The 15,080-nt window shown below is 53.2% G+C and carries 19 protein-coding genes; 5 read left to right on the top strand and 14 right to left on the bottom strand.

Going from position 1 to position 15,080, the window contains the following annotated elements:
* Positions 1-4: 4 nt before the first annotated feature.
* The gene (locus tag ACMAZB_RS15300) at positions 5-415 is read left to right on the top strand and encodes a DUF423 domain-containing protein (RefSeq protein ID WP_435218427.1); all 411 of its coding nucleotides are present in this window, start codon (positions 5-7) and stop codon (positions 413-415) included.
* A gap of 12 nt (positions 416-427) precedes the next feature.
* Positions 428-1,114 (top strand): tRNA (guanosine(46)-N7)-methyltransferase TrmB, encoded by a 687-nt coding sequence (gene trmB / locus ACMAZB_RS15295; RefSeq protein ID WP_435218426.1) that lies wholly within the window; start codon positions 428-430, stop codon positions 1,112-1,114.
* Here the strand turns inward: trmB and hemW are convergent.
* The 8 genes from hemW to ACMAZB_RS15255 all read right to left on the bottom strand — a co-directional run bounded on the left by hemW (position 1,103) and on the right by ACMAZB_RS15255 (position 7,207).
* Entirely contained in the window at positions 1,103-2,269 is a 1,167-nt protein-coding gene (gene hemW / locus ACMAZB_RS15290) for a radical SAM family heme chaperone HemW (protein ID WP_435218424.1), read from the bottom strand. The two genes, trmB and hemW, sit on opposite strands and share 12 nt — an antisense overlap.
* A complete protein-coding gene (gene rdgB / locus ACMAZB_RS15285) occupies positions 2,259-2,855 on the bottom strand; it encodes an RdgB/HAM1 family non-canonical purine NTP pyrophosphatase (protein WP_435218423.1) in 597 nt (198 codons plus the stop codon). Before rdgB ends, hemW begins: the two co-directional genes overlap by 11 nt.
* Positions 2,856-2,858: 3 nt before the next feature.
* Entirely contained in the window at positions 2,859-3,299 is a 441-nt protein-coding gene (locus tag ACMAZB_RS15280; RefSeq protein ID WP_435218421.1) for a DUF4426 domain-containing protein, read from the bottom strand.
* On the bottom strand, positions 3,290-3,883 hold the full coding sequence (gene metW / locus ACMAZB_RS15275) for a methionine biosynthesis protein MetW (protein WP_435218419.1): 594 nt from the start codon (positions 3,881-3,883) through the stop codon (positions 3,290-3,292). The genes ACMAZB_RS15280 and metW overlap by 10 nt, the downstream gene beginning before the upstream one ends.
* On the bottom strand, positions 3,883-5,016 hold the full coding sequence (metX, locus tag ACMAZB_RS15270) for a homoserine O-succinyltransferase MetX (protein WP_435218417.1): 1,134 nt from the start codon (positions 5,014-5,016) through the stop codon (positions 3,883-3,885). Before metX ends, metW begins: the two co-directional genes overlap by 1 nt.
* A 3-nt stretch (positions 5,017-5,019) precedes the next feature.
* The gene (locus ACMAZB_RS15265; protein WP_435218416.1) at positions 5,020-5,607 is read right to left on the bottom strand and encodes a YggT family protein; all 588 of its coding nucleotides are present in this window, start codon (positions 5,605-5,607) and stop codon (positions 5,020-5,022) included.
* A gap of 2 nt (positions 5,608-5,609) precedes the next feature.
* A complete protein-coding gene (proC, locus tag ACMAZB_RS15260; RefSeq protein ID WP_435218414.1) occupies positions 5,610-6,392 on the bottom strand; it encodes a pyrroline-5-carboxylate reductase in 783 nt (260 codons plus the stop codon).
* Positions 6,393-6,520: 128 nt separating this feature from the next.
* A complete protein-coding gene (locus ACMAZB_RS15255) occupies positions 6,521-7,207 on the bottom strand; it encodes a YggS family pyridoxal phosphate-dependent enzyme (RefSeq protein ID WP_435218412.1) in 687 nt (228 codons plus the stop codon).
* Positions 7,208-7,263: 56 nt separating this feature from the next.
* Between ACMAZB_RS15255 and ACMAZB_RS15250 the strand changes: the two genes are divergently transcribed.
* Complete coding sequence (locus ACMAZB_RS15250) at positions 7,264-8,301, top strand: type IV pilus twitching motility protein PilT (RefSeq protein ID WP_435218410.1); 1,038 nt, start codon at positions 7,264-7,266, stop codon at positions 8,299-8,301.
* A gap of 29 nt (positions 8,302-8,330) precedes the next feature.
* Positions 8,331-9,452, top strand: a complete 1,122-nt coding sequence (locus ACMAZB_RS15245; RefSeq protein WP_435220098.1) for a PilT/PilU family type 4a pilus ATPase — start codon at positions 8,331-8,333, stop codon at positions 9,450-9,452.
* On the opposite strand, the gene ruvX is transcribed toward ACMAZB_RS15245, so the two are convergent.
* From ruvX to gshB, 4 genes are read right to left on the bottom strand one after another with little or no spacing between them, the layout of a single operon-like run.
* Entirely contained in the window at positions 9,449-9,871 is a 423-nt protein-coding gene (gene ruvX / locus ACMAZB_RS15240) for a Holliday junction resolvase RuvX (protein WP_435218408.1), read from the bottom strand. The two genes, ACMAZB_RS15245 and ruvX, sit on opposite strands and share 4 nt — an antisense overlap.
* A complete protein-coding gene (locus tag ACMAZB_RS15235; RefSeq protein ID WP_435218406.1) occupies positions 9,868-10,440 on the bottom strand; it encodes a YqgE/AlgH family protein in 573 nt (190 codons plus the stop codon). Before ACMAZB_RS15235 ends, ruvX begins: the two co-directional genes overlap by 4 nt.
* A gap of 25 nt (positions 10,441-10,465) precedes the next feature.
* The gene (locus tag ACMAZB_RS15230) at positions 10,466-11,185 is read right to left on the bottom strand and encodes an energy transducer TonB family protein (RefSeq protein ID WP_435218405.1); all 720 of its coding nucleotides are present in this window, start codon (positions 11,183-11,185) and stop codon (positions 10,466-10,468) included.
* A 25-nt stretch (positions 11,186-11,210) separates the two neighbouring features.
* The gene (gene gshB, locus ACMAZB_RS15225; RefSeq protein ID WP_435218403.1) at positions 11,211-12,170 is read right to left on the bottom strand and encodes a glutathione synthase; all 960 of its coding nucleotides are present in this window, start codon (positions 12,168-12,170) and stop codon (positions 11,211-11,213) included.
* 77 nt (positions 12,171-12,247) lie between these two features.
* Between gshB and ACMAZB_RS15220 the strand changes: the two genes are divergently transcribed.
* Positions 12,248-13,492: an alpha/beta hydrolase fold domain-containing protein gene (locus ACMAZB_RS15220; RefSeq protein WP_435218401.1), complete on the top strand. Its 1,245-nt coding sequence runs from the start codon at positions 12,248-12,250 to the stop codon at positions 13,490-13,492.
* Here ACMAZB_RS15220 and ACMAZB_RS15215 read toward each other — a convergent pair.
* Both ACMAZB_RS15215 and metF read right to left on the bottom strand, forming a co-directional pair.
* Positions 13,489-14,220, bottom strand: coding sequence for a 16S rRNA (uracil(1498)-N(3))-methyltransferase (locus tag ACMAZB_RS15215; RefSeq protein WP_435218399.1), 732 nt, complete (start codon positions 14,218-14,220; stop codon positions 13,489-13,491). The two genes, ACMAZB_RS15220 and ACMAZB_RS15215, sit on opposite strands and share 4 nt — an antisense overlap.
* Positions 14,183-15,076, bottom strand: a complete 894-nt coding sequence (gene metF, locus ACMAZB_RS15210; protein WP_435218397.1) for a methylenetetrahydrofolate reductase [NAD(P)H] — start codon at positions 15,074-15,076, stop codon at positions 14,183-14,185. Before metF ends, ACMAZB_RS15215 begins: the two co-directional genes overlap by 38 nt.
* Positions 15,077-15,080: the final 4 nt, after the last annotated feature.

Raw genomic sequence — 15,080 nt, 5'->3', positions numbered from 1 at the left:
CGATGTGGTAGATGTAGGACCTCGCTGGCCAAGAATTCTGGCCGCGCTACTAGGCTTCCTCGGCGTGGCCGCTGGTGCGTTTGGTGCCCACGGTCTTCGCGAGCTTGTGACACCTGAGCAGATGCATACTTGGGAGACCGCCGCGAGCTATCAGCTGCTTCATGCAGTGGCTTTGCTTTCGGTATCTGGCTGGCAGCAGCGTACCCTCTCACCCCGACTGAAATTTTGGCTGTTATGGGCCTGTGGATTAATAGTTGCGGGTGTTGTGTTGTTCTCGGGGTCTCTTTACCTTCTGGTGTTAACGGGTATTGGCGCCTTTGGCCCTATTACCCCCCTTGGAGGGGTAGCATTACTCGCGGCCTGGATGATTTTGATGGCATGTGGGTTAGCGGGAGAGAGTCATGCTGCGCCCTGAGCCGCCAGTCTCATGACAGAAATCAATAGACCTATTCGCAGCTTTGTTCTGCGGGCCGGCAGAATGACGGCGGGCCAAGAGCGCGGTTGGTCGCTTGGCTTTCCGCAGTATGGTTTGACGGCTTCAAACGGGCCATTAAATTGGGAATCGAGCTGGGAATCCCGAGGGCCGCGCATTGTAGAAATTGGATTTGGCATGGGTGACTCGCTCTTGGCGATGGCGGAAACCTCACCAAGGAGTCGATTTTTGGGTATTGAGGTCCACACTCCGGGTGTTGGCCGGTTATTAGGTCAGGCTTTAGATCGAGACGTAAAAAATATCCGGGTTTATGCTGAAGATGCCATGGTTGTGCTCGATCAATGCATTCCAAAGGGCTCAGTCGATATTTTACAAATCTTTTTCCCCGACCCCTGGCACAAAAAACGCCACCATAAGCGCCGCTTGATTCAACCTGCGTTTATTACAAAAGCTGCGGCACTATTGGCTTCGGGGGGGAGAATTCATTTAGCAACCGACTGGATGCCCTACGCAGAGGACATGCTGGCGGTCTTAGAAGCTGAACCGACCTTGCGAAATACGTCAGACACCGGTCAATACGTACCACGTCCAGCTTGGCGCCCTGAGACGAAATTCGAGCGCCGTGGCACTAAATTGGGCCACGGTGTTCGGGATTTAGTATTCGAGAAGTTAGATACTTGATACTGCTTCGTGGTTGTCCATAAAGCTGGCGACTACATCGTTGAGAAACCTGAAGCCGCGGTCAGTGGTAGCGATGGACTCGCGATTATCAGACATGAGCCCTTGAGCAACGAGCTGCTCTATCTGTGGCATCACAACCGCCAGTTCCAAGCCTGTGTGCGCTTTAAAAAGTGACGCCGGTACACCGCTTTTTAGACGAAGGGCGTTCAGCATAAATTCAACCGGCAGTTCCAGTTTCGGAATTTCGTGCTGCTGGGGTTTAACGCTTTGACTAACGCCGGTGAGATAATCCCGGGGCGATCGGCTTCGACGTGTCCGGGTAATCGTGCCATTTTCCCGGGTGATCTTTCCATGAGCACCGGCGCCAATGCCAATGTAGTCCCCAAAGGTCCAATAATTTGAGTTGTGCTTTGATGCTTGCTGCGGGGCCGCCCAAGCTGATACTTCATATTGGGTGAGGCCAGAGTCGTTAAAACGAGCCTCCCCTGCATCTTGAATATCAGTAAGAATATCGTCGTTAGGCAGTGTGGGGGGGCGTGACCAAAATGTGGTATTCGGTTCAATCGTTAATTGGTACCACGAAACATGGCCCTGGGCGTAATCGATAGCCCGCTCCAAGTCATCAAGCGCTGCCCCTACAGATTGGCCCGGCAAGCCGTGCATGATATCCAGATTAAAACGCTCGAAATTATTTTTTGCCAGATGAATGGCCTGTACCGCTTGGGTGCTGTTGTGAACCCGCCCTAGGGCGGTGAGCTGCACGTCAGCAAAGGTCTGTATACCAAGGCTAAGACGGTTGACGCCAGCGTTTCGATAATCGGCAAATCTCGCGGCCTCAGCACTCCCTGGGTTGGCCTCCATGGTGACTTCAGTGGCTGTTGGAATACCCCAAGATTGGTCAATACCCTGAAGTAACTTGCCGATGCTTTTCCCGCTAAATAGGCTAGGTGTTCCCCCTCCGATAAAGATTGAAAAAAGGGGGCGCGGTGGCATTTCAGCCAACTGCTGCTCTAAGTCGGTCAATAGGGCATCGATGTAGCCGCTTTCTAAACTGTTATCGAATTGCTCATGAGAGTTAAAATCACAGTAGGGACACTTCCGCTCACACCAAGGCAGGTGTACGTAAAGGGCCAGTGGGATCTGATCAGTGTTCAAGTTTGTGACGCAGTATTCGCACAGCTTGGCCACGGTGACTCAACGCTTGCTTCTCTGTTGGGCTTAGTTCAGCTGCAGTGCGGCCGGTATCGTCTATTTCAAATAAAGGGTCATAGCCAAAACCCAAGGTCCCTGCGGGTTCCTTGGCAATGTGACCATGCCAATAACCTTCAGCAATAATGGGCGTTGGATCATTTGCGCTGGTCACCCGGACCAGCACACAAATAAACCAAGCTCTACGGTCGTCGCCATTAAAGGGCGCCATTTCCCGCAGCAATTTAACGTTGTTTTGCACATCACCTTGGCCAGAGTAGCGAGCCGAATGAATACCCGGGGCGCCACCTAGTGCGGGTACCACCAAGCCCGAGTCGTCAGCTAGAGCGGGAAGACCCGTGTAGAGAGCGGCGTTGCGGGCTTTTTTCAATGCATTTTCGACGAAGGTGAGTCCGTCTTCATCTGCTTCAGGCACGTTAAAGTCACTTTGGGGGCGTAACACAAGGCCCGTAACTGATAAGGCGGCCTGAAGTTCCTTGAGCTTTCCCGCATTGCCGCTAGCCAGCAGGGTTATGTTGTTGCTGCCGGTCACCAATTATTTCTCGCTTTGCTTCCACAGTTGCGTCTTAAATTTGTAGTGGTAGGTTTGCTCGCTACCTTCGGGCCTAAAATCAAATTCAAAGAAACGCCACTCGCGATCAATAAACTCAAAGTCAGCAATATAGTAGGTGGCGTTATTCTCGCGAATTTCTTTAAATTCCAGTGTGTCACCTCGGATGAGATCCCAAGTTTCACCTTTTATTAACATGGGCCGTCCCGCTGTTTCGCCCGCTTCTACATCTCTTACCGACAGGGTGAGTATCGCCTTAAAGTCGCCCCGGGCTATGCCGTATTCTGCGGCAATTTCAGGGGATAAAAACGTTGTATAGACAACGCTGCGATGCAGTTCAAAGCGATCAAAGCGCTGAGACTGCTGTCCTTGAGCACCCAGCGCTAGGAAAGAAAACGCTACAAATAAAATAAAGCTTAGTCGCATGCCTTGATCCTAAAGATAGCGGTTGAGCCAAATAAATTGGGTAGCCACTGTTTGAATAGGGCGGTTGTGGGACCAGAGACAATATCTCGATCCATAATGGCGATATTCAAGTTTGAGCACAGAGCTTCAAAATCTTTAACCGTACAGAAGTGGATGTTGGGCGTGTCATACCAGTGGAAAGGCAAATCTTTTGATACCGGCATCCGCCCGTTTAACCCAAGATGTAATCGGCATCGCCAGTGGCCAAAGTTGGGGAACGTTACAATGGCCTCGCGCCCAATACGGACCATATCTTGTAAGACTTTATCGGGTCGGTGAAGGACCTGCAGAGCATGAGCGAGGACCACAATCTCAAAGCTGTCCTCTGGAAAATTGCTCAGGCCTTGATCCATATCTTGCTGCACGATATCAATGCCGCGTTGCGTGGCTGCAATGAGATTATCTGGGTCAAGCTCTAACCCCATTCCTTGCACACGACGTGTTTCCTGCAGTCGAGTTAGGAATGCACCATCACCACAGCCCAAATCGAGCACGCGACTTCCTTCGGGAATCCAGGATTCAATTTGCGTGAGGTCGTAGCGCATTAAATAACTACCCGCTGCATCCAGGCAGAAAATAGCCCAGTGTAGTGTGGCTCATCGAGCAAAAACGCATCGTGTCCGGCGTCTGTTTCAATTTCGGCGTAGCTAACAGGTTTCCCTGCAGCCAGTAAAGCGTCGACTAGCTCTCTGGACCGTGCCGGTGAAAATCGCCAATCACTGGAGAAGGCGATAATCAGCATCCGCGAGCTTGTGGCGGCCATAGCCTCGCTCAGTGAATCATTAAAATCTGCAGCGATATCGAAGCGGTCCAGAGCTCGTGTCATCAAGAGGTAGGTATTAGCGTCGAAGCGTGTGGAAAACTGTTTACCTTGATAGCGAAGGTAGCTTTCTACCTGAAATACCATTTCCCCGGGATTGATCGCATCCGAAGGCCCTTCGCGGGTATCTCGTCCAAAGCGGTCACTCATACCGTCTGCCGACATGTAGGTGAGGTGGCCGACCATTCGGGCCAAAGACAAGCCTCGGGCAGGGTTTGCGGCCTCTCGCTGGTAGTGGCCGGCCAGCCAGTCAGGGTCTGAAAGAATGGCCTGACGAGCGATTTCATTAAAGGCAATATTTTGAGCGGTGAGTTTGGGTGCCGCTGCGAGTGCAACGCAGTTGCGCACGCGGTCAGGATAATGGGCTGCCCAGTGGAGCGCTTGCATGCCGCCTAGGCTGCCACCAATCACTGCGGCCCAACTATCAATACCCAGCCGGTCGGCCAGCATTGCCTGCGTCATGACCCAGTCGGCCACGCTAACTTGGGGGAATTCAGGTCCCCAAGGTTGTTGGGTCTCTGGGTTTAGGGTGTTTGGCCCTGAACTGCCATCACAGCCACCAATATTATTGAGGGAGACAACAAAAAAACGATTGGTATCTACTGCTTTACCGGGGCCGACATGCAGGTCCCACCATCCGGGTTTGGGGTCCGATAGGTCGTAGCGGCCGGCTGCATGATGATTGCCGCTTAGCGCATGGCAGATCAAAACAGCGTTACTACGCTGCGCATTGAGATGGCCATAGGTTTCCGTGATCAGTTCAAAGCCCGCCAGCGTTCGCCCAGAAGAGAGGTTTAGGGTTTCCGAAAAAACCTCCCGCACAGGTGTTACTAGGCTGACTTCCCCGGGGTGTGCCATCAGTTAGATACCCATCACCAGTTGCAGGGGGAGTCCCGCGGCGGTCGCCATGTGTCGAAGGGCTATTTGAATCATATTTATCGCAATAAAAATAACGATAGGCGAAAAGTCGAGCCCGCCCATCGATGGCAACATCGAGCGCACTGGGGACATGATGGGCTCGGTGATTTGGTAGGTCAGCAGCACTGCGGGGTGTCGAGTTCCCGGGGCGACCCAACTAATAACGATCATGACAACAAGGGCAATCAGGTAGGTGTTAATGATTAGTCCCATGACCCCCAGCAGCCCCCAAATAACCAACGAAGTGAGATCGGGAAGTGCAACGCCCGCGAGTGCTAGCTTGGCCACGATGGCTAAGATTTGCACCGCCACAGCCAATAACAGCACGGCGGGATCGAAGCGGCCGGCATTGGGGATAACCCGGTGGATCACGCGTAACGGTGGATTGGTGACGCGCACCACAAACTGTGAAATTGGATTGTAAAAATCGGCGCGAGCGAGCTGCAACATCCCTCTCAACACCGTCAGAATCAGATAGAACGACGCTGCTGTTTCTAGCAGATATCGTGCAATGTCATTGAGTGCTGCCATTGTTAACCAAACTCCTTTGCCATTTCCTGAGCACGAACCCAGCAGGCCTGCATGCCCTTGTCGACCAGCCCCGCTAGGTTGTCTTGACTGAAACTTGCCAAGGCTTGCTCCGTCGTGCCACCCGGGCTGGTCACGTTACGGCGCAATTCGCCGACGGAGTCGGAGTGTTGGGTCGCCAGTTTGGCAGCACCTAAGGCCGTCTGCAGCGTTAGCTGACTCGCCGTTTGATGATCAAGGCCTAGCTTCTCTCCAGTCGCGATCATGGCTTCCATAAAGGCAAAAAAATAGGCTGGGCCGCTGCCCGACACGGCGGTCACCACATCAATATGACTTTCTTCTTCAAGCCAAATGGTGGTGCCGACGACGCTCATAACGCCTTCGATTCCTGCCCGTTGATCGGCGCTGACCTCGGCACTCCCAAACAGGCCCGAGGCGCCCGCGCCGACTAGCGCCGGTGTATTGGGCATGCAGCGCACAACGGGCAAGCCGGAATTACCGAGCTGGGCTTTCAGCGCCCCGACGCTAATTCCCGCTGCTACCGACATAACGGCGGCTGTTGCACAAAGGTGGTGTTTAACCCCTTCGGCTGCGGCGGTCATAAATTGCGGCTTCACGGCCAGAACGACGAGCTCACAGCTTTGAAACCGTGGGCCAGGCTGCGTGCCAAGCTCGCCCACGCCCAAAGCCTGAAGCTTGGCTAGAGCGGCCTCATTGGGGTCCACAGCACATAAACGCTTGGGGTCATAACCGGCGCTTACTAGGCCGCCGATAATTGCGGAAGCCATATTGCCCGCTCCGACGAACCCGATCGTTTGAGGCAGTTGCGTCATATCCAAGGTCTGATACCCATTTGATGTCTCGATGCGTGGAGTATAACGCGGCGCTTAGGTTCTCGGGGTATTGCGCAGATCTTTTAGCGGGCTCCGAAAATGTCGGTGCCGACGCGCACCACGGTCGAGCCCTCAACGATTGCGGCCTCTAGGTCTCCGGACATGCCCATTGACAATGTATCGACTTCGGGATGGCGCACTTGCAACTCTAAGAGGAGCGTTTTGAGTTGCTTAAAGGATTGTCGTTGCTCTTGGAGATCTGTCGTCGCCGCTGGAATGACCATTAAACCCCGTAGATGCAATTTGGGGAGTTTGCTGACCTGTTGTGCGAGTAGCGGAAGCTCTGAGGGGGCAATCCCAGATTTATTGGGCTCATGGGACAGCTTTAATTGAAGGCAGATGTTGAGAGGCGGCAGGTTTTCAGGCCGTTGGTCGCTGAGCCGCTGGGCAATTTTCAGCCGGTCTATGCTGTGAACCCAGGCCATTGTTTGCGCAAGGCCACGGGTTTTATTGGATTGAATCGGCCCAATAAAGTGCCACTCAATGTCCAGATCTGCCAGGCGTCGCGCTTTTTCCTCGGCCTCTTGGGCATAATTTTCACCAAAGGCGCGCTGCCCTGCTTCCCAGGCATCCCGAATCAAGCTGTCAGGTTTTGTTTTGCTGACAGCCAAAAGTGAGACAGACCCCGAAGGCCGACTCGCAAGCTGTTCAGCAGTACTTATACGCCGCTGGATACTGTGTAAATTGGTCGCTACATTTATTTCGTCCATACTGCCATGATACCGCGGTTGCTGGGTTCAATGGTTTATGTCTTAGGAGACCGTTCATGGATATTACGGAGTTGTTAGCATTCAGTGCCAAGCAAGGGGCTTCTGATTTGCACCTATCTTCGGGACTGCCCCCTATGATTCGCGTCGATGGTGATGTCCGACGTATCAATATTCCGCCGTTAGAGCATGCTCAGGTCCACGATCTTGTTTACGACATTATGAACGATCGACAGCGCAAAGATTTTGAGGAATTTTTAGAGACAGATTTTTCTTTTGAAGTCCCTGGTGTCGGTCGATTCAGGGTGAATGCATTCAACCATAATCGGGGCGCGGCGGCGGTTTTCAGAACGGTGCCGACAAAAGTAGCCTCAATGGAAGAGCTGGGCTTAGGGGACGTTTTTAAGGAGATAGCGCTCCTGCCCCGCGGCCTTGTTTTGGTTACCGGGCCAACGGGTTCTGGTAAGTCGACCACCCTTGCCGCTATGGTCGATTTTATCAACGACAATCGCTACGACCATATCCTAACCATTGAAGATCCCATCGAATTTGTCCATGAGTCAAAACGGTGTCTCGTAAACCAGCGTGAGGTGCATCGCGATACCTTGGGATTTTCTGAAGCATTGCGATCAGCGTTGCGTGAGGATCCGGATATTATTTTGGTGGGCGAGATGCGCGATCTCGAAACCATTCGCCTTGCCCTGACGGCAGCAGAAACAGGCCATTTAGTATTGGGCACTTTGCACACAACGTCTGCTGCTAAAACGATAGATCGCATCATTGATGTCTTTCCCTCGGCAGAAAAAGCGGTTGTGCGCTCGATGTTGGCTGAGTCACTCCAAGCCGTTGTTTCGCAAATATTGTTAAAGCGCAAAGGCGGAGGGCGCGTAGCGGCCCATGAGATCATGCGCGGCACAGCCGCGATCCGAAACCTAGTTCGAGAGGACAAGGTTGCGCAAATGTACTCGGCCATACAGGCTGGACAGGCTCATGGCATGCAAACCATGGATTGGGCTTTACAAAATTTGGTTGAGAAAAAGGTTATCAGCCTCAGCGTGGCCCGCGAGAAAGCTCGCCAGCCTGACTTAATTGTCTAGATGCATAATAACAAACCATGGAGCATTGACTGAGCATGGAAGACATTCTCAAGGTAATAGTCGAGCAGCGCGCGTCCGACGGGTTTGTGTTAGTAGACGCACCTATCACGATTAAAGTTGATGGCAATTTTGTGCAGGTCAACAAGCGACTCCAGTCTGAGGAAGAAGTCCGTGATTTGATTTTGTCGACAATGAGCCCGGCTCAGCGCAGCAGCTTTGCAATGCACCATGAGGCCAATTACGCAATTACCCATCCTGAATATGGGCGCTTTAGAGCTAGTGCGTTTGTACAGCGGGGTTTACCGGGGTTGGTGTTACGCAGAATAAGCGCGGACATTCCGAGTTTTTCTGACCTAGGGTTACCCGAGGTTATTGCCCAGCTGGCAATGCTGAAACGAGGTCTGGTTATTTTTGTCGGTGGCACGGGCACCGGTAAGTCGACATCCCTCGCGGCCATGCTAGACCACAGAAATACACACAGCCATGGGCACATTGTCACCGTGGAGGACCCTATTGAGTATTTGCACCAGCATAAGGGGTGTTTGGTGACGCAGCGGGAGGTGGGCTTAGATACCGAGTCTTACGACGTGGCGCTAACCAATACATTGCGGCAAGCACCCGATGTCATCATGATCGGCGAGATTCGCACAGCCCGCACTATGGAGGCGGCGTTGGCCTTTGCTGAAACCGGGCACCTGTGTTTGTGCACCTTGCACGCCAACAACGCTAATCAAGCACTAGATCGTATACAAAGCTTTTTCCCCGTCGAGCAGCACAATCAAGTCTGGATGGATTTGTCGCTGAATTTAAGGGCCATGGTGGCGCAGCAGCTATTACCCCGGCAGGACGGGCAAGGGCGAGTGCCCATTGTTGAAGTTTTATTAGCAAGCGCACTGGTGCAAGACCATATTCGTAAAGGAGAGGTCCATCTGATCAAGGATCTTATGGCGCGCTCAACAGAGCAGGGTATGCAAACCTTCGATCAATCTTTATTCAAGGCTTATCAAATGGGTTTGATATCAAAAGATGAGGCTATTCGCCACGCTGACTCAGGCAATGATGTCCGTCTGAATATTAAACTCGACGAACACGGTTCTGATGGCTTTATGAATGAGCTTGATTATGAGATAGAAAGGGACACACGGATCTAGCTCCCAGCCTGCTCCGATAACCAAGTTTGTAAAATGAGCTGTGCTGCATGGGCGTCCACAGCGCCATGATACGCAAGGCCCTGTTCTTCAAGTTGAATTCTTGCCTCTCGCGATGTCAGGCGCTCATCGATTAGTGCGACGGGAAGATTAAAGCGACCCTCAAGTTGCCGGCTGAAGCGCCGTGCACGGCGGGTGGTTTCTTGCATCGACTCGTCCATGTTGAGGGGGTCACCTACAATCAGAAGTTCGGGCTGCCATTCTTTGAACAGCGCTGCTATTTCCTCCCATTTGGGAACGCCATCTCGGGCCTTCAAAACACAAAGCGGCTCACAAGTGGAAAGCAAGGTGTTGCCAACGGCTACCCCGATGCGCTTGAGGCCCCAATCAAAGGCCATGACTCTGACCGCAGGTGGGCTCATGAATGCCCCGCCATGTTAGACATCAAATGGATATCGATACCCAGCCGAAGTCCTGCTGCATGCAGGCGTTTCTCGTACGGCGTTTCAAATAAAATTTCTGCATCAGCTTCCACTGTCAGCCAGGCGTTAGCCGCCAATTCATCCTCAAGCTGGCCGGCCGACCAGCCCGCATAACCCAGTGCAAGCAGGGTTTGGCCCGTATCATGGCCGTTGGCAATAGCCACGAGAATATCTTTAGAGGTGGTTAGCCAGGTGTGGCTTCCGGTCTGCACGGTAGATTCCCACTGACCCTCTTGGTCGTGTAGCAGGAATCCGTGTTCAACCTGTACCGGGCCTCCTGCTAACGCAATTTGGTCGGGAGTGCAGTGGCTCGTGTTCAGATCGAGTTGCTCAAAGATTTTTGCAAACGGAATGTTTGAAGGCTGGTTTATCACGATGCCCATTGCGCCATCGGGATTGTGCTCGCAAATATAGGTCAGTGATTTTGCGAAGAACCCGCTCGATAGTGCAGGCGTTGCCATAAGGAAGTGGTCTTTCAATGAGTGAAAGTGCTTTGGCATTTGGGACATGATTATTTTCGCAGGGCCATTGGTTTTATTGTTGTCCCGCGGGTTGGGAGCGGAATTGCCAGGTGCGCACAATATCCAGTCGCCCTGTTTGTTTTGCCAGTGCCTCGGAAAAGGGCGGAAAAGGCGCTGCCAGAACCACCGTATCTTGTGCCGCTCGGTCGAGCCGAGTATCTCCGCTGGATTCAAGCACACGAATGCGTTCAAGATTTCCGTTGGCGGCAACAGTCACCATAAGGCGGACGTCACCGTTGGCGTTAATGGGTCGCCCTCGGTACAAAACGTTTCCGATTTGTTCAACACGGGCACGCCACCGCGAAAGGTACTCTGCGTCGAGTGATCGGCGGGCTGCGACAGCACCTATGCGGGTATTGGTTTGCACATTTTTGTCGGATAGCGATGACAGAGCTTGTTTTAAATCCTTGAGTTGGCGGTCAATAGCGTCGGGGGTGACTTCTTCTGGGGCGAGCTCGCCGTCGGCACCATCGAGCTCCCGTGAAATAGTCATTGTCGTTTGAATTTGGAATTGCGCAGCTGCTGGCGCGGGCTCTTCTGCCATACCCAGCTGATCCTGAGCCGCAACGTGCTGAGCAGCCACTGGAGCTTGGTTAGAAGGCGTTAACAACACCGTTACCGCGATGCTCTGGGTTTCAAAGTCTGGCCAGGTAGCACCGAACCCAACGGCCAAAATAACCAAAGCGTGAATGGCTACGGCGGCGACTAATGCCGGGGCGATCGGCTCATTCATTGGGGTGGACGCCCCTAGGAGCCGATTAGCGGCCAATGCGTTGCCATTGTGATTCGATGCAATTCATGAGCTTTGCGGCAATACCGGGGGATGCTTCGGCCTCGATTTCTCGCAAACACGTTGGGCTAGTGACATTGATCTCAGTGAGATGCTCGCCAATAACGTCTAAGCCGACAAAGAAAAGTCCGCGGTTTCGAAGGTCTGGTCCCACCTGTTCCGCAATCCAACGATCGCGATCGGTCAAGGCTTGAACGCGCCCAGAGCCGCCTGCGGCTAAATTACCGCGACTCTCTCCGGCCAATGGGACGCGAGCTAGGGCATAGGGTATAGGCTCACCATTGACCATAAGAATCCGTTTATCGCCGTTGACGATATCTGGAAGATAAACTTGTCCCATGATGGTTTGCTGACCGTTTTGAGTCAGGGTCTCCAAGATAACGCTGAGATTGGGGTCACCCTCACGGACACGAAAAATGGAACTGCCGCCCATGCCATCTAGAGGTTTGAAGACAACGTCTTGATGTTGTTGGTGAAAGGCGCGAAGTTGCACGGGGTCCCGGCTGACAATGAGTGTGGGGCAGCACTGTGGAAAATCGGTCGCGTAAAGTTTTTCATTGCAGTCGCGTAGGCTGGCGCATCGGTTGACGATGAGAGTGCCGCGGCGCTCAGCGTTTTCCAGTAAATGGGTGGTGTACACAAACTCCATGTCAAATGGCGGATCCTTGCGCATTAATATGGCATCGAGATCTGCTAAGTCTCGATCCTCTTCGGCGCCGAGGGTATAGAAATCATTCGCATCCTCACGGACCTCAAGGGGTCGCATCCGGGCGCGAGCTAGGCCGGCATCTAGATAAAGACTGCTTTGTTCCATGTACCATAGGCGCCATCCTCGGTCTCGGGCTGCCCACAGCAACGCCAGAGAGGTATCCTTCTTGTAATTGATGGCGCTGATGGGGTCCATGACCACACCGATATCGCGACTCATGCTAGGGCCTCGGTAATAAAGTGTCGTTACGTTACGGCTCGATGCGTTGCCATGCAACCAAAATGGAATAACTAACTATGGTCACGGTTTATTGGGTGTTCACCTCGTTGATGGGAATAGCGACGCTGACCGCGTTGATTCCCGGTCGAGCTTTGGGCTGGTGGGTGCCGCTTTGGTTTTTGGTATCTACAGCGACAAACGAGTTGGCGGTCTGGGGCCTTGTCATGCACTTATTGATGTTCGCCATTGGCGTTACTTTTTTTGATCCTAGTGACCCCTTTGTGCGATCTGCTTTGTGTGTGTTGATGCTTTCTTGCTTGGGCACGTTAATTTTATTAAGGCGGCATTTCGAAAGTGGGCGTCAATTAGAGCGCGCTTTAAAGGTTGGACTCCCCGCAAATTTTGAGGAAATGATTCCCCTAGACCGGCGCCGGCTTCTTAGCCGGCAGATAACGGCCAAAGATTGGCTGCATCCTGTCAGCTTTGCACGCCCTGGTGTCCGTAGAGAGAGAAACATTGCTTACGGCGAGGCTGGCAAGCGCAACCTATTGGATATCTTCACGCCGGTCCGTCCCGGGTCTGATCGGCCGGTGTTGCTGCAAATTCATGGCGGTGCGTGGTTGGTTGGTAAAAAAGAAGAGCAGGCGTTACCGCTCATGCATCAAATGGCATCTTTGGGTTGGGTTGTGGTGGCGATCAATTACCGACTGTCGCCCCGGGCTACGTTTCCAGACCATATTATCGATGTAAAAAAAGCGATTGCTTGGGTTCGTCAAAATATACATAAGTGGGGCGGCAACCCCGACTTCATCTCGGTAACGGGCGGTTCTGCTGGGGGACATTTAACAGCTTTGACGGCCATGTCGGGCAACTACGCACCCTGGCAGCCGGGCTTTGAGACTGCGGATACTCGAGTTCAAGCTGCGATGCCGCTGTACGGCGTCTATGACTTTTGTAATCGCGTAGGCATTCGCCAAGGCACCCGAATTGACGACTACATTATGAAGAAGGTGATGAAAAGCACGCCTGAGGACGATCCAGAGGCGTTCGATCTTGCATCTCCGGTTTGCTGGGTTGACGGTGAGGTACCGCCCCTATTTCTTATCCACGGTAGCCATGACACTTTGGTTTGGGTGGAGGAAGCGCGACGCTTTGTCGCTGAGTTATCTGCGGTGAGTTCAACCTCCTTGGTGTACGCCGAACTTTATGGTGCCCAGCACGCCTTTGAAACTGTTCACTCCCCGCGTACCTCGCACTATTTAAACGCCGCGGCGTGGTGGCTGGAATGGACCTATGCCGACTGGTGTGCAAAACGCCCTTAAGGCTGACCCATGTCTCCCCAACGGGCTCCAAGTATTGAGAGGGCTACCAAGGGGGCCGTTTCTGTGCGGAGCACCCTAGGCCCCAATTTGAGGCCAATGAAGCCAGCGTCTGTGGCATGGCTCCTGTCAATGTCGGAAAGCCCACCTTCCGGCCCTACTAGCAAAGCCACTGAAGTGGGTCGAGCTGCCGGCAGCGTTCCTGTTTCCCGGTGATGTAAGAATAACTTGGCCTGGGTGTCTTGCCTTTGAGCCCAGTCAGACAGCGGTGTGGGATCGAAGACTCGGGGGACAACGGCTCGGCCGCATTGTTCGCAGGCGCTGCGGATAATTTGCTGCCAATGTGCAACCCGTTTTGGGATTCGCTCTGCGGGAAGCTTCACGTCGACTCGGTCGCTGAACAGGGGGGTGATGCCAGTGACGCCGGCCTCGGTAGCTTTTTGAATGGCCCAGTCAAAGCGATCTCCCTTGCTAAGACATAAACCTAGCTGGGTAGTCAGTGGTGACTCGGTGTTGGGGTTTGAAGCCTCTCCCACCGATACTGTCACCCCGCGTTTTTGCAGCTCGATAATGGCGCACTGCCAATCCTGCCCCGTGCCATTAAACAAGGTGATGTTATCGCCGACTCGAGCCCGTAAAACTTTGACTAAATGATGTGCAACCACAGCTTCAAGTTGAACACGGTCACCTGCCTTAAGCGACTGATCGCTGTAGAGTCTGATCTCCCGCATCGTTGTCTCCACCCTTCAACAGACCAATGTTGCGCGCAATGGTACGCATGGGTTCGGCCTGATTCATAGTGTAAAAATGGATGGGGGGTGCACCGCTGTCAATCAGCGTTGAACAGAGTTGGGAAACCACCTCAATGCCAAATTTGTAAGCACTGTCAGGGTCCTCAGCAAAATCGGCCATGCGCTGGCGAATCCAACGTGGCACTTCTGCTCCGCAGGCTGTGGAAAAGCGCATCAGGTTGGCAAAGTTAGTAATCGGCATAATGCCGGGGTGAATCGGCTGTGTGATACCCGCTGCCGCGCAGCGATCCATAAAATAAAAATAGGATTCTACATTGAAGAAATACTGAGTGACGGCGGCATTAGCGCCAGCATCTAATTTCGCTTTGAGAAAGTGAATATCGTGACTGTAGCTGACCGCCTCGGGGTGGATCTCGGGATAAGCGGCAACTTTAATATTGAAGTGATCGCCGGTGGTTTCTCTAATGAAGGACACCAGTTCGTTGGCATATACGCAGGACTTTTCCGGTGTCCCATCGCCGCCTGGAGCATCGCCTCGAAGCGCAACTAAGCGTTGCACCCCCTGCTGTTGATACCCTTCGAGCAGACCCTTCAAGGTCTCCCGGTTGTCGGTTCCAAAGCTCAGGTGTGGCGCCACGTCTTGGCCCGCGTCAGCGATAGCTGCAACTGTAGCCACGGTGGTGTCGCGGGTAGACCCGCCGGCACCATAAGTGATCGAGCAATACTCCGGGTTGAGATCTGCCAATGCTGGCAGCGTCTCGTTGAGAAGTTTTTCCCGCCCAGCGATCGTTTTGGGCGGGAAAAACTCAAGGCTGCAACTGCCTTCCGTGGCCATAGTC

Source organism: Luminiphilus sp. nBUS_07 (genome assembly GCF_051201685.1).
In the GTDB taxonomy this organism is placed as follows: Bacteria; Pseudomonadota; Gammaproteobacteria; order Pseudomonadales; family Halieaceae; genus Luminiphilus.
This window is presented reverse-complemented; position numbering and strand designations above follow the sequence as displayed.